The following is a 14,272-nucleotide window of genomic DNA, read 5'->3' as shown; positions in this document are numbered from 1 at the left end:
CTGACCCCACTTGAGGAGAACAACAATGATCTTCACCCAGGAACACGAAGAACTGCGGCGCACGGTGCGCCAATTTGTAGACCGCGAGATCAACCCCCACGTCGAGGAATGGGAAAAGGCCGGGCGCTTTCCCATCCACGAGATTTTCCGCAAGGCCGGTGAACTGGGGCTGCTGGGCATCTCCAAGCCGGAAAAATTCGGCGGCATGGGCCTGGACTACAGCTACTCCATCGTCGCCGCCGAGGAGTTCGGCACCATCCATTGCGGTGGCATTCCCATGTCCATCGGCGTGCAGACCGACATGTGCACCCCGGCCCTGGCGCGCTTCGGCTCCGATGAACTGCGCGACGAGTTTCTGCGGCCGGCCATCACGGGCGAGCAGGTCGGCTGCATCGGCGTCTCCGAAGTCGGCGCCGGTTCCGATGTGGCCGGGCTCAAGACCCACGCCCGCAAGGATGGCGACGACTACGTGATCAACGGCAGCAAGATGTGGATCACCAACTCCCCCAGCGCCGACTTCATCTGCCTGCTGGCCAACACTTCGGACGACAAGCCCCACGTCAACAAGTCGCTGATCATGGTGCCGATGAACACCCCGGGCATCAGCCTCAGCTCGCATCTGGACAAGCTCGGCATGCGCAGCTCGGAAACCGCCCAGGTGTTCTTCGACAATGTGCGAGTGCCTCAACGCAACCGCATCGGCCACGAAGGCGCCGGTTTCATGATGCAGATGCTGCAGTTCCAGGAGGAACGGCTGTTCGGCGCGGCGAACATGATCAAGGGCCTGGAGTACTGCGTGGACAGCACCATCGAGTACTGCAAGGAACGCAAGACCTTCGGCAGCCCGCTGATCGACAACCAGGTGATCCACTTCCGCCTGGCCGAGCTGTCCACCGAGATCGAGTGCCTGCGGGCCCTGGTCTACCAGGCCACCGAACAGTATGTACGCGGCCAGGACGTGACCCGGCTGGCTTCCATGGCCAAGCTCAAGGCCGGGCGCCTGGGCCGCGAGGTCAGCGACAGTTGCCTGCAATACTGGGGCGGCATGGGCTTCATGTGGGACAACCCGGTGGCCCGGGCCTATCGCGATGTGCGCCTGGTGTCCATCGGCGGCGGTGCCGACGAGATCATGCTGGGGATCATCTGCAAGCTCATGGGCATCCTGCCGGGGAAAAAGAAATGAACCCGCTCCCTGCCTGCCAGACCCTGCTGCTGGAGCCGCGCAACGGCGTGCTGTTCATCAGCCTCAATCGCCCGCAAAACCGCAATGCCATGAGCCTGCAGATGGTCGCCGAACTGCGCACGGTGATGGCCGCGGTCCGTGACCGGCGCAGCATCCGTGCCCTGGTGCTGCGCGGCACCGGCGAGCACTTCTGTGCCGGTGGCGACCTCAAGGACATGGCCGGCGCCCGTGCCCATGGCAGCGCCGCCTACCGTGAACTGAACCGGGCCTTCGGCGCCCTGCTGGAAGAAGCGCAGCACCTGCCCCAGGTGCTGGTGTGTGTGCTGCAGGGCGCGGTGCTGGGGGGCGGTTTCGGCCTGGCCTGTGTCAGCGACATCGCCATCGCCGAGCACTCGGCCCAGTTCGGCATGCCGGAAACCAGCCTGGGCCTGCTGCCCGCGCAAATTGCCCCGTTCGTGGTGCAGCGCATCGGCCTGGCCCAGGCCCGGCGCCTGGCCCTGACCGCCGCCCGTTTCGATGGCGCCCAAGCCCAGCGCCTGGGCCTGGTGCACTTTGTCGAGAACGATGCCAAGGCCCTGCAGGAACGCCTGGAGCAGCAGCTTTCCCTGGTGCTGCGCTGCGCCCCGGGGGCCAACGCGGCGACCAAGGCCTTGCTCCTGGCGAGTATCGACCAACCGCAGGGGCCATTGCTGGACCAGGCCGCCAACGACTTCGCCGATGCAGTCCTGGGTGAGGAAGGGGTCGAGGGCACCCTGGCCTTCGTGCAGAAACGCAAACCGGCCTGGGCCAACTGAGCCCTTGTAGGAGCCGGCTTGCCGGCGAACGCCCCCCACCGATTCCCGGGAGCCTGTATGCCCAATTTCAACAAGATCCTGATCGCCAACCGTGGCGAAATCGCCTGCCGCATCCAGCGTACCGCCCAGGCCCTGGGCTATCGCACCGTGGCCGTGTTCAGCGATGCCGATGCCGAGGCCCTGCATGTGCAACTGGCTGACGAAGCGGTGCATATCGGCCCGTCCGCGGTACAGCAGTCCTACCTCGACGGCGTCGCGCTGCTGGAAGCGGCACGGCGCACCGGTGCCGACGCCATTCACCCGGGCTACGGCTTTCTTTCGGAAAATGCCGAGTTCGCCGCCGCCTGTGAAAGCGCCGGCCTGGTGTTCATCGGCCCCAGCACTGCCGCCATCGAGCTGATGGGCAGCAAGCGTCGCTCGAAGATCGCCATGCTCGAAGCCGGCGTGCCGTGCATCCAGGGCTATCAGGGGGCGGAACAGGACGACGCCACCTTGCAGCGCGAAGCCCAGCGCATCGGCTATCCGCTGATGATCAAGGCCAGCGCCGGCGGTGGCGGGCGTGGCATGCGCCTGGTACACCAGGCCGGCCAGTTGCTGGAACAGATCCGCACGGCCCGCTCCGAAGCCCTGCACGCCTTCGGCAGCGACGAACTGATCCTGGAGCAGGCGCTGATCGAGCCGCGGCACGTGGAGGTGCAGCTGTTCGGCGACGAGCATGGCCAGTTGATCTACCTGGGTGAGCGGGATTGCTCGATCCAGCGCCGCCATCAGAAGGTCATCGAAGAGGCGCCCTGCCCGGTCATGACCCCGGAGCTGCGCCAGGCCATGGGCGAGGCAGCGCTCAAGGCCGGGCGGGCGGTGAACTATGTGGGCGCCGGTACCGTGGAATTCCTCCTGGATGCGAGCGGGCAGTTCTATTTCCTGGAGATGAATACCCGGCTGCAGGTGGAGCACCCGGTCACCGAACTGGTAACGGGCCTGGACCTGGTGGCCCTGCAACTGCAAGTGGCGGCCGGCGAGCCGCTGCCCCTGGGCCAGGAGCAGGTGCGCCTCGACGGCCACGCCATTGAAGTGCGGCTGTATGCCGAGGACCCGGCACAGAACTTCCTGCCGCAGACCGGCCAGATCCTGCGCTGGGAGCCGGCACCGGGGATCCGCACCGACCATGGCTTGCAGGAAGGCCAATGGATCAGCCCGTTCTACGACCCGATGCTGGGCAAGCTGATCGCCCACGGCGCTACCCGCGAAGAGGCGCGGCGCAAACTGCTGCGTGGCGTCGAGGATTGCGTGCTGCTGGGGCTGGAAAGCAACCGCCGGCTGCTGGCCAACCTGCTGCGCCACCCGGTGTTCGCCAGCGGCCACTTCAGCACCGCCTTCATTGCCGAGCATTTTGCCCAGGACCCGAGCCTGCAACCCCAGGAGCCCACTGCCGAGGAACTGGCCATCGCCGCTGCGCTGTTCCACCACCACAGCGCCAGCGCCCATGGCCCGGCGCTCAATGCCTGGAGCAACAATGCCGGGGTGCCCCTGGACTACCGGCTCGGGGTGCAGGACCGGCAATGGTCGCTGCACCTGAACGCACTGCCCTCGGGCGCTGTGCAGGTGCGCCAGGGCGATGGACTGCTGGAGCTCAAGGTACGCAGCGCCGATGGCCGGCGGGCCAGCCTGGAGATCAACGGCATTCGCCGGCCGTGCGCCTATCGGCTGGAGGGCGGGGAGCTGTGGTTGAGCAACGCCAAGGGCAGCCTGCACCTGGTGGATCGCACCCATGCCCCGGTCCAGGGCCAGAACACCGCCTCCAGCGGTACGCTCAAGGCGCCCATGGACGGGGCGATCGTCGATGTACTGGTCAGTGAGGGCATGCACGTAAGCAAGGGCCAATTGCTGCTGGTGCTGGAGGCGATGAAGATGGAGCACCCGCTCAAGGCCGGGATCGACGGGGTGATCACCCGGGTCCAGGTCAACCTCGGGGACCAGGTGAAAAACCGCCAGGTACTGGTGGAGGTGGAGTAGCCCGGGCACCTTCCAGCAGATCCAGGCAGACGGGGCATCGGTCGGGACGATGCCCCCTCGATGCGCTCAAGCAGCCGTCCCCCTAGGCGGATGCCTCGGCTTTGGCTACGCTCAAGCCTCTTCAGGATGTTTCAAGGCTGGAATTCGTGATGCCCCACTGGCTGGTAATAGATCTGGAAGCCACGACGGATGAAGGGGGCTGGCCGGTGAGCGAGATGGAAATCATTGAGATCGGCGCCACCCTGGTCAACCGTCAGGGCCGGGAACAGGACCACTTCCAGCGTTTCGTCCGCCCCTTGCGGCGCCCCATGCTGACGCCGTTCTGCCGCGAACTGACCCACATCACCCAGGCCAATATCGACAGCGCCGCGCCCCTGAGCGAGGTCTGGGGCCTGTTCGAGCGCTGGCTCGGCCAGCATCAGCCGCGCCTGGAAGGCTGGGCCAGCTGGGGCGACTACGACCGCAAGCAGTTGCAGCTGGAATGGCACAACCAACAGCTGCACAGCCTGCTCAATGAGGTGCCGCACATGAACCTCAAGCAGCGCTTCGCCAAGGCCCGGCGCCTGGAGCGGCCCCTGGGGCTCAATGCAGCCCTGCAACTGGCCGGCATGCAGTTCACCGGCCAGCAGCATCGGGCCCTGGAAGATGCGCGCAATACAGCACGCTTATTACCGCTGATTCTTCCTTGATGGCGGCAGGTGACGGCCCTGAAGGCCTTGTGCATACTGGCCGCCCTTTTTGACCCTTTCTTGAGGAATCGCCCATGTTTAAAGTCAACGAGTACTTCGACGGCACCGTCAAGTCGATTGCCTTCGGCACGGCCGAAGGCCCAGCCACCATTGGCGTCATGGCCCCGGGCGAATACGAGTTCGGCACCGCACAACGGGAAATCATGCACGTGGTCTCCGGCGCCCTGACCGTGCGCCTGCCAGACAGCGCAGACTGGGAAACCTTCCCGGCCGGTAGCCAGTTCAACGTTCCGGCCAACAGCAAGTTCCAGCTCAAAGTCGCGGTGGACACCGCCTACCTGTGCGAATACCGCGGCTGATCGAGCATCGCGGCGTTACCCAGGAATAAAAAATGCCCGTCTCCCAGGAGACGGGCATTTTTCGAGGTGGCACCGGTTATTCGATAACCGTCACCGCCATCCCTACCTGCAAGCGACCGTTGCCATCATTGACCAGGTTCTGGCCGAACATCGCCCCATCGGCCCGGGCCCGGTACTTCTGCAAGGTGGCCAGCGGTTCGCGGTCGGCACTGCGCTCGCCGGTCTGCGGATCGATGGTGGTGAGAATGCAGCGCGAGCATGGCTTGACCACACGGAACTCGACATCGCCGATACGCACGCGCTTCCAGTCGTCCTCGGCAAAGGCCGCACTGCCCTCGACCACCAGGTTCGGTCGGAACCGCAGCATCTCCAGGGGCCGGCCCACGCGAGCGACCAGGTCATCCAGGGAGGCCTGGCCAATCAGCAGCAGGGGAAAACCATCGGCGAAGGCCACCTGGTCATCGTCCCTGCCATAACCGGCGGCGGTGCTCCGTGCCCGCTGCGCAGGAACCTGCACCAGGCGGCTGGGCTTGCCGATGAATTCGCTGACCCAGGCCGCGGCTTCGTCCCCCGCATCGGGAACCCGCAAGGTGTCCTGCCAGATGGTCACGCCGCGCAACGGTGCATCCGCACCCGGCAGCGCTACTTCAAGGGTGGAGTGGCCTGGGGCGCTCAGGGTCAGGCCACCCTGGTCATTCCACAAGGCCGACAGCTGACTCATCCGCGCTACGGCGCGCTGGGTCAGAAAACGCCCGCTGGCCTCATCCACCAACATCCAGCGGCGATCCCCTTGCAGCCCGAGCTTGTCCAGGCCGATCTGTTGCAGGGTTTCGCCCCTGGCGGATTTCAACGGGTATCGGTAAAGCGCGCTAAGACGCATGTCCAGCTCCCTGTATGGGCAAAAGCGCTCACCCTATACCAGCATTTAGCCGAAACAAAGGAGCGCCGGCGCAGGGCCCGTGTCAGGCGTCGGCTTCGTCCAGCATCAGCCGTTGGCGGACCACGTCCACCAGCTTGTCCGGCTGGAACTTGGACAGGAAGTTGTCGCAACCGACCTTCTTCACCATCGATTCGTTGAAGCTGCCGGACAAGGAGGTGTGCAGCACCACATAAAGCCCGCGCAGACGCGGATCGTTGCGGATCTCGGTGGTCAGGCGGTAGCCGTCCATTTCCGGCATTTCCGCATCGGTGAACACCATCAGCAGCTTGTCGGTCATCACCACGTCGGTGTCGGCCCAGGCCTTGAGCATGTTCAGGGCCTTGAGGCCATCACTGGCGATGTGCATCTTGACCCCGAGCTGGCCGAGGGTGTCGCGCAATTGCGAGAGGGCCACGTTGGAGTCGTCCACCAGCAGCACTTCGCGGCCACGGGCACGCTCCAGCACCGGATCTTCCAGCTTGTCCCGGGAAACCTTGGCGTTGTAGGGCACGATTTCCGCCAGGACCTTTTCCACGTCGATGATTTCCACCAACTGGTCATCGACCTTGCTGATGGCGGTCAGGTAATGCTGGCGCCCGGCGCTGGTGGGCGGCGGCATGATGGCTTCCCAGTTCATGTTGACGATGCGGTCCACGCCACCGACCAGGAACGCCTGCACCGAGCGGTTGTACTCGGTAACGATGATGGTGCTGTTGGGCCCCGGGACCAGCGGGCGCATGCCAATGGCCTGGGACAGATCGATGACCGGCAGGGTCTGCCCGCGCAGATTGACCACCCCACAGACAAAGGGATGGCGCTGAGGCATCAGCGTCAGCTTCGGCAGTTGCAGCACTTCCTGGACCTTGAACACGTTGATCGCGAACAGTTGCCGGCCGGCCAGGCGGAACATGAGGATTTCCAGGCGATTCTCACCCACCAGTTGCGTGCGTTGATCTACCGTGTCGAGAATGCCGGCCATTAATGACTCCTGGGCTTGTTCTGATGAATTCACTAAAGACAGATATCGGCCGGGTCTGCCGTATCTTGACCCGCATGCAAATTGCCACACAAAGCCGTTGATGTCACATTAACATCATGCTTTACTGGCGCGGTCAATTCAGCACCACCCTCTGCGCCGGCCAGACCTCTATTTCGGTGCAAGGTTCCCGTGCCTAGGGGAATCCCCTATCAACAATCAGGACCAGCCTGATATTCGCGATATCCAATAGCCATTAATGTGACGCCATTCTCATTGCATGAACGGAGTCAGGCTTTTGTTTTTGATCGCAGAAAGGTGGCTTGGCCCCCTTTCAAGCCCCACTACCCTCGCTCATCCTGCCCCAGCGCGCTTGCGCCGCCTTGCTGTGGCCGGCATGCGCGCACGGACCGGGTTCGAGGCCACTCGACTCGCTCGGCAGGCTGCGACCGCAGGCAAGCATTCAGCTATAACGTCAATCCAGCTGCACCTATCGCGTCCAACTTGCAAACCGTTCAGCCAACGCCCTATCAAGCCATCGGACACGCAGTCATGGAGATAAGCATGCTAAAGGACGGCCACGAGTGCGCCACACCGCTGCCCGAGTTCCTGCTTGAAGCCCAGGCCCTGCTGGCCAGATCGGAAGACTGCCTGAGCCACCTGCACCTGATCAGAAACGATGAAGAAGCCATCAACTGCCTGCTCGCCAGCCTGCTGAGCCTGGCCCAGGCCGCGGCCCGCCACGCAGTCAGCCCGCTGGCCGAATTCTCCCTGCATATTCATGGCGTGCTCAAGCGCACCCCCCATCCCCTGGACCTCAACGATCCGATCCTCGACGCCTTGAAGAGCTGCCTGACGCTGATGGCCTGGCAACTGGAACTGATCGACCCGCGCAACGGCCAGCTCAATCTGGACGACAGCGAACAAGTCATGCTGATCGAAGAACTGACAGAGCAAGTGGGACAAAACTGTAACTGCACATATCCATCTTGCAGCCACTGAAGTTGTATTTATCCGGCGGGGCAGCGGATAAAACTCTCGCCAATCACCGCCCTACTGCACAACATCGACAAAATATCGGGCCAACTGCCAAGCACCCGGTCGTTATTGATTAATTCATACCCAAGAGCGACATCAATCACTCCATAAAGCCAACTAGCAAGGTCACCGGGACTTGCTGTTCAACGCGCTGTGCATGCGGGCAAACCCGCTCCCCAGCACACTTTGCGCGATGTTCGGGCGCACGTGGCGCCAATGGTACCGACGTACCGCTACCCTCCAGTTCCTGACTCTGAAGTCCTATATGACTGAGCGTATAAACGCGACCGACGGTATCTTCGGTGGTATTATGCGGCGCATAAACGGACACAGTTAATGGCACATTGATTCCAATGGCGGCAGTTACTACTCAGCCTGTACAACACGAACAGACAGCGTTGATTGAAACCGGGTATTCAAAGAGCACCGTTTCCCAAACAAGCCTCGTCATCCATACTTGACCGGGCTCTTCGCAGCGAACATCCATTGGCTCCATCCGCTATGTACGCCAGCCTCAAGTCATTCTTCTCTTGGCCCCCCTCCCGTGATCACCTGCGCTGGCTCAGCCTGTTGCTGTGCTCCTGCTCGACCCTGGCCAGTGTGCTGGTCTACTGGTTGGGCCGGCCTCTGCCTCTGGGGTTGCTGGTCATCAACGTGGCGGCGCTGGCCTGCATCTGGATGCAATACGGTTATTCGCGCAAATCCATCCGCTTCCAGCCCCAGGAACTCGCCGAACGCCTGCTGGAGGTCAAGGAAAACGAACGGCACCGTCTGAGCCGAGAACTGCATGACGACATCGGCCAACTGCTGACCGCCGCCAAGCTGCAGACCGACTGGCTCAAGCGCCGCCTGCCGGACGAGCTGCAAGAACATTGCGCGGTGCTGGGCACCACCCTGGAAGAGACCCTGGCCAAGGTGCGGGACGTCTCCGCCATCCTCAACCCGCGGCAACTGGCCAGCCTCGGGCTGGAAGCCAGCCTGCGCGCCCACCTGCTCAAGACCCTGGAAAACACCTCGGTGCACTGGAGCCTGGAGTGCCACCAGCGCCTGGCGGGCATTCCCGAGGAAATGGCCGTCGCAGCGTTTCGTATCACCCAGGAAGCAGTGACCAACATCCTGCGCCACGCCCAGGCGAAAAACCTGCTGGTACGCCTGCAACGACTGCCCGAAGGCCTGTCGCTGTTCATCAGCGATGATGGCCAGGGTTTCGCCCCGGCCAGCGACCCGGGCGCCCAGGGCCAGCGCGGCATGGCCGGAATGCAGGAACGAATCAGTCAGTTGGGCGGCCTGTTGAAGGTCACCAGCGAGGCCGACCAAGGCACACAGATCGAAGCACTCTTTCCCTGGGCCCCTCGCACTCTGGAGCGGGCCAGCACGAATAAGGTTTTACATTGACCTGTAATTTACTCTTGGTGGATGACCACTCGCTCATCAGGGCTGGCGTGCGTGCCCTGGTCATGGACATTCCCGGATACGCGGTGATCGGTGAAGCGGATGACGGCTCGTTCCTGCTGGAAATGGTCGAAAGGCTGCATCCGGACATCATCCTGCTGGACCTGTCGATGAAACACACCGGCGGTCTCGACGCCCTGCGCCGGCTCAAGGCGCTCCACCCGCAGAGCAAGGTGCTGATCCTGTCGATGCACACCGACCCGGCCCTGATCATGCAGGCCCTGGAATGCGGCGCCCACGGCTACCTGCTCAAGGACACCACCGCCACAGAACTCGAGCACGCCCTCCAGGCCCTGCGCAACAATGAACGCTACCTGAGCCCGGCCATCGCCCACACGGTGATCAACCAGGCCCTGACCCGGGCTCAGAAGCAACCTCCGCCACCGGAGCAGAACCACAACCTGACGGCCCGTCAGCTGGAAATCCTGCGGCTGATCGTGCGCGGCAAATCCACCCGGGAGATCGCCCTGGGCCTGGGCCTGAGCATCAAGACCGTGGAAACCCACCGCTCGCAGATCATGAAGCGCCTGCAGATCTTCGACGTTGCCGGGCTGGTGCTGTTCGCCGTGCGCGAACGCATCATCAGCCTCGACGACTGACTCAGCGGGCGCCTCCCAGCAGCGGCGAATCCTCGGGCAGATGCACCCGCAACGCGCCAGGACGGGCGGTGAAACGCAAGGTATCGCCCTGCAGCGGCTCGCCGTCGAGGTTGATGTCCAGGCCTCGGGACGCCTTGATCTCGACCCAGGGCAGGCGTGCCCGGACAAACAGATTGTCGATCCCCAACCCGCCCGCCAGCAGGTTCTTCAGCGTGCCGACCAGTTCCTGGGGCGCCGGCAGGATGCTGATATCCAGCAAGCCGTCATCGGCCAGGGCCCCCGGGCACAACTCATGCCCGCCGCCCGCTTGACGGCCGTTGCCGATGCCCAGGGCCAGAAGTTCGCCATGCCAGTGGAAACCCGGCCCCTGCAACTCGCCATAGGCCGCGCTCAGCTCGGCAAAACGTGACAGACCGGTGAACAGGTAGGCCGCGCCCCCCAGGACCTTCTTCAAATCCTCCGAGGTGTTGGCGGTGACCTGGCTGCCAAAGCCGCCCGTGGCCATGTTGAGGAACATCTGCCCGCCGACCTCCCCCAGGTCGATCGCCCGCGCCGGCACATCCAGCAGGTCCAGGGCCGCCGCCGGGGTCAGCGGCACGCCCGCAGCCCGGGCAAAGTCGTTGGCCGTGCCCAGCGGCAACAGCACCAGGCTGGCCGGGGCGTCGGCATTGGCCAGGGCTTCGGCGATGTCCCGCAGGGTGCCGTCGCCGCCGCCGGCAATCAGCCGGGTATGGCCGGCAGCCAATGCCTCCTGCACCAGGCGCTGGGCATCCCCCGCCTCCCAGGTCAGGCGCACCTGCAAGTCCCAGCCGGCGGCGCGCCGGGCCTCGACGGCCGCGCGCACCTCCTCGTTGAGGGCCTGTTTGCCGTGCAGTATCAACAATGCCTTGCGCTCACTCATCAGCCCTGACTCCGGTTATGGATTCCATGAAGGATGTTGACCCTGCCGCCCGCCGAAAAAGTCTGTCGTCGGAATTTATTTTTTTGCCGGAAGCAGTCTGGCCATGGCCCCCCGGCAATCCGGCAGCTTAGCCGCAGGGAGGCAGGGATTCGTCCGGCACGGTTCGGCTTTCAATTAGCGGGTCGCTGTTTCATGAGCTTTACTGACCCTGTCGTTTAAATGAGGAAGTGCAGGTCATCACCTTGACCGGCGCCGGGGGCCCCACCTGAATACGCAGAGGGCCCGGTTTTCCCACTTGAATGCCGACCACGCCTGGGGATGAAGGGACGTGGCTTTTTTCGGTGCCGGGACCAGACGACGGGAAGTCGCAAACATTGCGAACTTCCTCGCGATCTCTCCAGTCAACCGGTGTGCCTTAGGTCGAGGGAATTGATCTTATGCGGTTGCAACCTGTAGACAGCCTGTTACTGACTCGCCCCAGCATGGTCGAGTACTTCCTGTTCGGCATCCGTGTGGTTCATGGGCTGACTGCAATCCTTCCCGGGCTGCTGCTGATCCTGCTGTCCAACAACAGCCAGGAAGCCTTGAAAAGCGACCTGACCCTGCTGGTGTTCTTCGCCCTCATCAGCGTGCTGATCTTCCAGGCCCTGGGGGTGTACGCCGAATCCATCTTCAGCAACCAGCTGCGCTTCCAGCTGACCCTCTTCGCCTGGGCCTCGTCCTTTTGCGTGCTGCTGTTCATGCATCACTCGATGCAGATGTTCAACACCATCGGCAACCCCGAGCTGTTCGGCTGGTTTGCCGGCAGCTTCGTGCTGTTCGGCATCGAGCGCCTGGTGCTGCTGACCCTGTTCCAGCAGTTGATGCAGCGCGGCGTGTTCCTGCAGAACGCGGTGATTCTCGGCGCCACGGAAAACGGCCAGCGCCTGGCCGAATACCTGGCACAACATCAGGACATCCGCTCCGGAGTGACCGGTTTCATCGACGACCGCATCGGCCGCCTGCCCAAGACCCTGTGCAACCTGCCGCTGCTGGGCAACTCCAGCGACCTGGAACGGCTGATCCGCGAGGAAAAGGTTACCCAGGTCCTGGTGGCGCTGCCCTGGTCGGCGGAAAACCGCATGGCCTATGTCATCCGCGAGCTGCGAAGGCTGCCGGTGAACGTGCTGCTGGTGCCCGACATGGTGGCCTTCCGGCATGCCCACAACCGCATCACCGAAGTCGCCAACCTGCCGATGTTCAACGCCTCCGAAGTGCCGTTGCGGGGCTGGTCGCCGTTCTTCAAGCGCCTGGAAGACATGGTGCTGTCGAGCATCGCCCTGGTGCTGCTGTCACCGGTGATGCTGCTGGTGGCACTGGCGATCAAGCTGGACTCCAGCGGCCCGGTGCTGTTCAAGCAGAAGCGCTACGGCTACAACAACCGGCTGATCGAGGTCTACAAGTTCCGCTCGATGCACCAGCACATGGCCGACGCCCATGCCGAAAAGCAGACCACCCGGGGCGACCCACGCATCACCCGGGTCGGGCGCTTCATTCGCAAGACCAGCCTCGATGAACTACCCCAGCTGTTCAATGTGTTCGGCGGCAGCATGTCCATGGTCGGGCCGCGCCCCCATGCCACCGCGACCAAGGCCGCCGGCATTCTCTTCGAAGAGGCGGTCAAGGAGTACACCTCGCGCCACCGGGTCAAGCCGGGGATCACCGGCCTGGCGCAGATCAACGGCTATCGGGGCGAAACCGATACCCTGGAAAAAATCGAGAAACGTGTCGAGTTCGACCTGGAATACATTGAAAACTGGTCGGTCTGGTTCGACCTGTACATCCTCTTCCGCACTGTTCCATCCGTGATCATGACCCGCGAGGCCTTCTGAATGAGCACACTCATTCCCTGCATCATTGCTGGCGGCGCCGGCACCCGCCTGTGGCCGGTATCCCGCGAGGCGATGCCCAAGCCCTTCATGCGCCTGCCAGACGGCGAAAGCCTGCTGCAGAAAACCTTCGTGCGCGCCACCACGCTCAAGGACGTCGGCCGCCTGTTGACGGTGACCAACCGCGAGGTGTTCTTTCGCACCCTCGACGACTATCGCCTGCTGAACAAGGCCAGGGTGGAGCTGGACTTCATCCTTGAGCCGTTCGGGCGCAACACCGCACCGGCCATCGCTGCCGCCGCCCTGCACGTGAGCCGCCTGTATGGCGATGATGCACAACTGCTGGTGCTGCCCGCCGACCACCTGATCAAGGATGTGCAGGCTTTCGCCAACGCCGTGGACAGCGCCCGGCAATTGGCCGAGCAAGGCTGGCTGGTGACCTTTGGCCTGGTGCCCACCCACGCCGAGACCGGCTTTGGCTATATCGAGAAAGGCCAGGGCCTGAACAAGGACAGCTTCCAGGTCAACCGCTTCGTCGAGAAACCCGACGCCGCCACCGCCCAGCGTTATGTCGATGGCGGCCTGCATCTGTGGAACGGCGGGATGTTCTGCATGCGTGCCGACGTGATCCTGCAGGAACTGCGCGAGTTCGTGCCCGAGGTGGTCAGCGCCGTCGAACACTGCCTGGAGCAGAGCCACCGCAAGGAGGGCAAGCACGAACTGCAAGTGGAGCTGGATGGCGACAGCTTTGCCCAGGCCCCGGACATCTCCATCGACTACGCGGTGATGGAGCGCTCGAAGAAAGTCGCCGTGGTGCCCTGCCAGCTGGGCTGGAGCGACATCGGCTCCTGGCAGGCAGTGCGCGAGCTGACCCCGGCGGACGAACATGGCAACCAGTGCAACGGCGAGACCGTGCTGCACGATGTCAGCAACTGCTATATCGACTCGCGCAAGCGCCTGGTGGGCGGGGTCGGGCTGAACAACCTGATCATCATCGACACTCCGGACGCCCTGCTGGTAGCCGACGGCAACCGCAGCCAGGACGTCAAGCTGATCGCCCAGGAACTCAAGCGCCTGGGCCACGACGCCTACAAGCTGCACCGCACCGTGACCCGTCCCTGGGGCACCTACACCGTGCTCGAGGAAGGGCCGCGCTTCAAGATCAAACGCATCATGGTCAAGCCCAATGCCTCGCTGTCGCTGCAGATGCACCACCACCGCAGCGAACACTGGATCGTGGTCAGCGGCATGGCCCTGGTCACCAATGGCGAGGACGAGTTCCTGCTCAATACCAATGAGTCCACCTTCATCAAGCCCGGCCGCACTCACCGCCTGGTCAATCCCGGGGTGATCGACCTGGTGATGATCGAAGTGCAGAGCGGGGAGTACCTCGGCGAAGACGACATTGTGCGCTTCAACGACATTTACGGGCGGGCTCCCGCCGAAGCCGCCAAGACCTGAACTGACGCTCCAAGCAGCAA

Annotated in this window: 13 protein-coding genes; 10 read left to right on the top strand and 3 right to left on the bottom strand. The window is 63.5% G+C overall.

Translation table 11 applies throughout. The annotated features are described in order from the left end of the window. Positions 1 to 25 precede the first annotated feature (25 nt). From atuD to ppnP, 5 genes are all read left to right on the top strand, one after another. Positions 26 to 1,183: a citronellyl-CoA dehydrogenase gene (gene atuD / locus AC1RGE_RS21120; protein WP_011062472.1), complete on the top strand. Its 1,158-nt coding sequence runs from the start codon at positions 26 to 28 to the stop codon at positions 1,181 to 1,183. After that, positions 1,180 to 1,977, top strand: coding sequence for an enoyl-CoA hydratase/isomerase family protein (locus AC1RGE_RS21115; RefSeq protein WP_492584947.1), 798 nt, complete (start codon positions 1,180 to 1,182; stop codon positions 1,975 to 1,977). Before atuD ends, AC1RGE_RS21115 begins: the two co-directional genes overlap by 4 nt. Positions 1,978 to 2,034: 57 nt before the next feature. Then, positions 2,035 to 3,990 carry an acetyl/propionyl/methylcrotonyl-CoA carboxylase subunit alpha gene (locus AC1RGE_RS21110; RefSeq protein ID WP_492584945.1) on the top strand — a complete coding sequence of 652 codons (1,956 nt, stop codon included), beginning with the start codon at positions 2,035 to 2,037 and terminating at the stop codon, positions 3,988 to 3,990. A 149-nt stretch (positions 3,991 to 4,139) separates the two neighbouring features. Next, the gene (locus tag AC1RGE_RS21105) at positions 4,140 to 4,679 is read left to right on the top strand and encodes a 3'-5' exonuclease (RefSeq protein WP_011062475.1); all 540 of its coding nucleotides are present in this window, start codon (positions 4,140 to 4,142) and stop codon (positions 4,677 to 4,679) included. Between the two features lie 74 nt (positions 4,680 to 4,753). Further along, positions 4,754 to 5,038, top strand: coding sequence for a pyrimidine/purine nucleoside phosphorylase (gene ppnP, locus AC1RGE_RS21100; RefSeq protein ID WP_011062476.1), 285 nt, complete (start codon positions 4,754 to 4,756; stop codon positions 5,036 to 5,038). Positions 5,039 to 5,114: 76 nt separating this feature from the next. Here the strand turns inward: ppnP and AC1RGE_RS21095 are convergent, their stop codons facing one another. Both AC1RGE_RS21095 and AC1RGE_RS21090 read right to left on the bottom strand, forming a co-directional pair. Continuing rightward, a complete protein-coding gene (locus AC1RGE_RS21095) occupies positions 5,115 to 5,918 on the bottom strand; it encodes an MOSC domain-containing protein (protein WP_019095079.1) in 804 nt (267 codons plus the stop codon). An 82-nt stretch (positions 5,919 to 6,000) separates the two neighbouring features. Next, positions 6,001 to 6,936: a chemotaxis protein CheV gene (locus AC1RGE_RS21090; protein ID WP_011062478.1), complete on the bottom strand. Its 936-nt coding sequence runs from the start codon at positions 6,934 to 6,936 to the stop codon at positions 6,001 to 6,003. Positions 6,937 to 7,497: 561 nt separating this feature from the next. On the opposite strand from AC1RGE_RS21090, the gene AC1RGE_RS21085 reads away from it, so the two are divergent. The 3 genes from AC1RGE_RS21085 to AC1RGE_RS21075 all read left to right on the top strand — a co-directional run bounded on the left by AC1RGE_RS21085 (position 7,498) and on the right by AC1RGE_RS21075 (position 10,022). Further along, on the top strand, positions 7,498 to 7,935 hold the full coding sequence (locus tag AC1RGE_RS21085; RefSeq protein ID WP_015636500.1) for a hypothetical protein: 438 nt from the start codon (positions 7,498 to 7,500) through the stop codon (positions 7,933 to 7,935). 537 nt (positions 7,936 to 8,472) lie between these two features. Continuing rightward, complete coding sequence (locus AC1RGE_RS21080; protein ID WP_011062480.1) at positions 8,473 to 9,366, top strand: sensor histidine kinase; 894 nt, start codon at positions 8,473 to 8,475, stop codon at positions 9,364 to 9,366. Further along, positions 9,363 to 10,022, top strand: a complete 660-nt coding sequence (locus tag AC1RGE_RS21075; RefSeq protein ID WP_011062481.1) for a response regulator — start codon at positions 9,363 to 9,365, stop codon at positions 10,020 to 10,022. Before AC1RGE_RS21080 ends, AC1RGE_RS21075 begins: the two co-directional genes overlap by 4 nt. Before the next feature lies 1 nt (position 10,023). Here the strand turns inward: AC1RGE_RS21075 and yegS are convergent, their stop codons facing one another. After that, complete coding sequence (gene yegS, locus AC1RGE_RS21070; RefSeq protein ID WP_011062482.1) at positions 10,024 to 10,923, bottom strand: lipid kinase YegS; 900 nt, start codon at positions 10,921 to 10,923, stop codon at positions 10,024 to 10,026. A 437-nt stretch (positions 10,924 to 11,360) separates the two neighbouring features. Between yegS and AC1RGE_RS21065 the strand changes: the two genes are divergently transcribed. Next, positions 11,361 to 12,794 (top strand): undecaprenyl-phosphate glucose phosphotransferase, encoded by a 1,434-nt coding sequence (locus AC1RGE_RS21065; protein ID WP_011062483.1) that lies wholly within the window; start codon positions 11,361 to 11,363, stop codon positions 12,792 to 12,794. Next, on the top strand, positions 12,795 to 14,252 hold the full coding sequence (locus AC1RGE_RS21060; RefSeq protein WP_346624627.1) for a mannose-1-phosphate guanylyltransferase/mannose-6-phosphate isomerase: 1,458 nt from the start codon (positions 12,795 to 12,797) through the stop codon (positions 14,250 to 14,252). It abuts the gene before it with no gap. Positions 14,253 to 14,272 lie beyond the last annotated feature (20 nt).

This window comes from Pseudomonas sp. GW823-FHT02C05, from assembly GCF_058797595.1.
Note: the sequence above shows the minus strand (reverse complement) of the source record. Positions and strands in the feature narration are given on the sequence as shown.

What these genes read in the sequence shown, in the direction of transcription:
- AC1RGE_RS21110 (WP_492584945.1), top strand. Translation starts at nt 2,035, where the DNA reads ATGCCCAATTTCAACAAGATCCTGATCGCCAACCGTGGCGAAATCGCC.
- AC1RGE_RS21115 (WP_492584947.1), top strand. Translation starts at nt 1,180, where the DNA reads ATGAACCCGCTCCCTGCCTGCCAGACCCTGCTGCTGGAGCCGCGCAAC.
- AC1RGE_RS21085 (WP_015636500.1), top strand. Translation starts at nt 7,498, where the DNA reads ATGCTAAAGGACGGCCACGAGTGCGCCACACCGCTGCCCGAGTTCCTG.
- atuD (WP_011062472.1), top strand. Translation starts at nt 26, where the DNA reads ATGATCTTCACCCAGGAACACGAAGAACTGCGGCGCACGGTGCGCCAA.
- AC1RGE_RS21090 (WP_011062478.1), bottom strand. Translation starts at nt 6,936, where the DNA reads ATGGCCGGCATTCTCGACACGGTAGATCAACGCACGCAACTGGTGGGT.
- AC1RGE_RS21060 (WP_346624627.1), top strand. Translation starts at nt 12,795, where the DNA reads ATGAGCACACTCATTCCCTGCATCATTGCTGGCGGCGCCGGCACCCGC.
- yegS (WP_011062482.1), bottom strand. Translation starts at nt 10,923, where the DNA reads ATGAGTGAGCGCAAGGCATTGTTGATACTGCACGGCAAACAGGCCCTC.
- AC1RGE_RS21095 (WP_019095079.1), bottom strand. Translation starts at nt 5,918, where the DNA reads ATGCGTCTTAGCGCGCTTTACCGATACCCGTTGAAATCCGCCAGGGGC.
- AC1RGE_RS21065 (WP_011062483.1), top strand. Translation starts at nt 11,361, where the DNA reads ATGCGGTTGCAACCTGTAGACAGCCTGTTACTGACTCGCCCCAGCATG.
- ppnP (WP_011062476.1), top strand. Translation starts at nt 4,754, where the DNA reads ATGTTTAAAGTCAACGAGTACTTCGACGGCACCGTCAAGTCGATTGCC.
- AC1RGE_RS21105 (WP_011062475.1), top strand. Translation starts at nt 4,140, where the DNA reads ATGCCCCACTGGCTGGTAATAGATCTGGAAGCCACGACGGATGAAGGG.
- AC1RGE_RS21080 (WP_011062480.1), top strand. Translation starts at nt 8,473, where the DNA reads ATGTACGCCAGCCTCAAGTCATTCTTCTCTTGGCCCCCCTCCCGTGAT.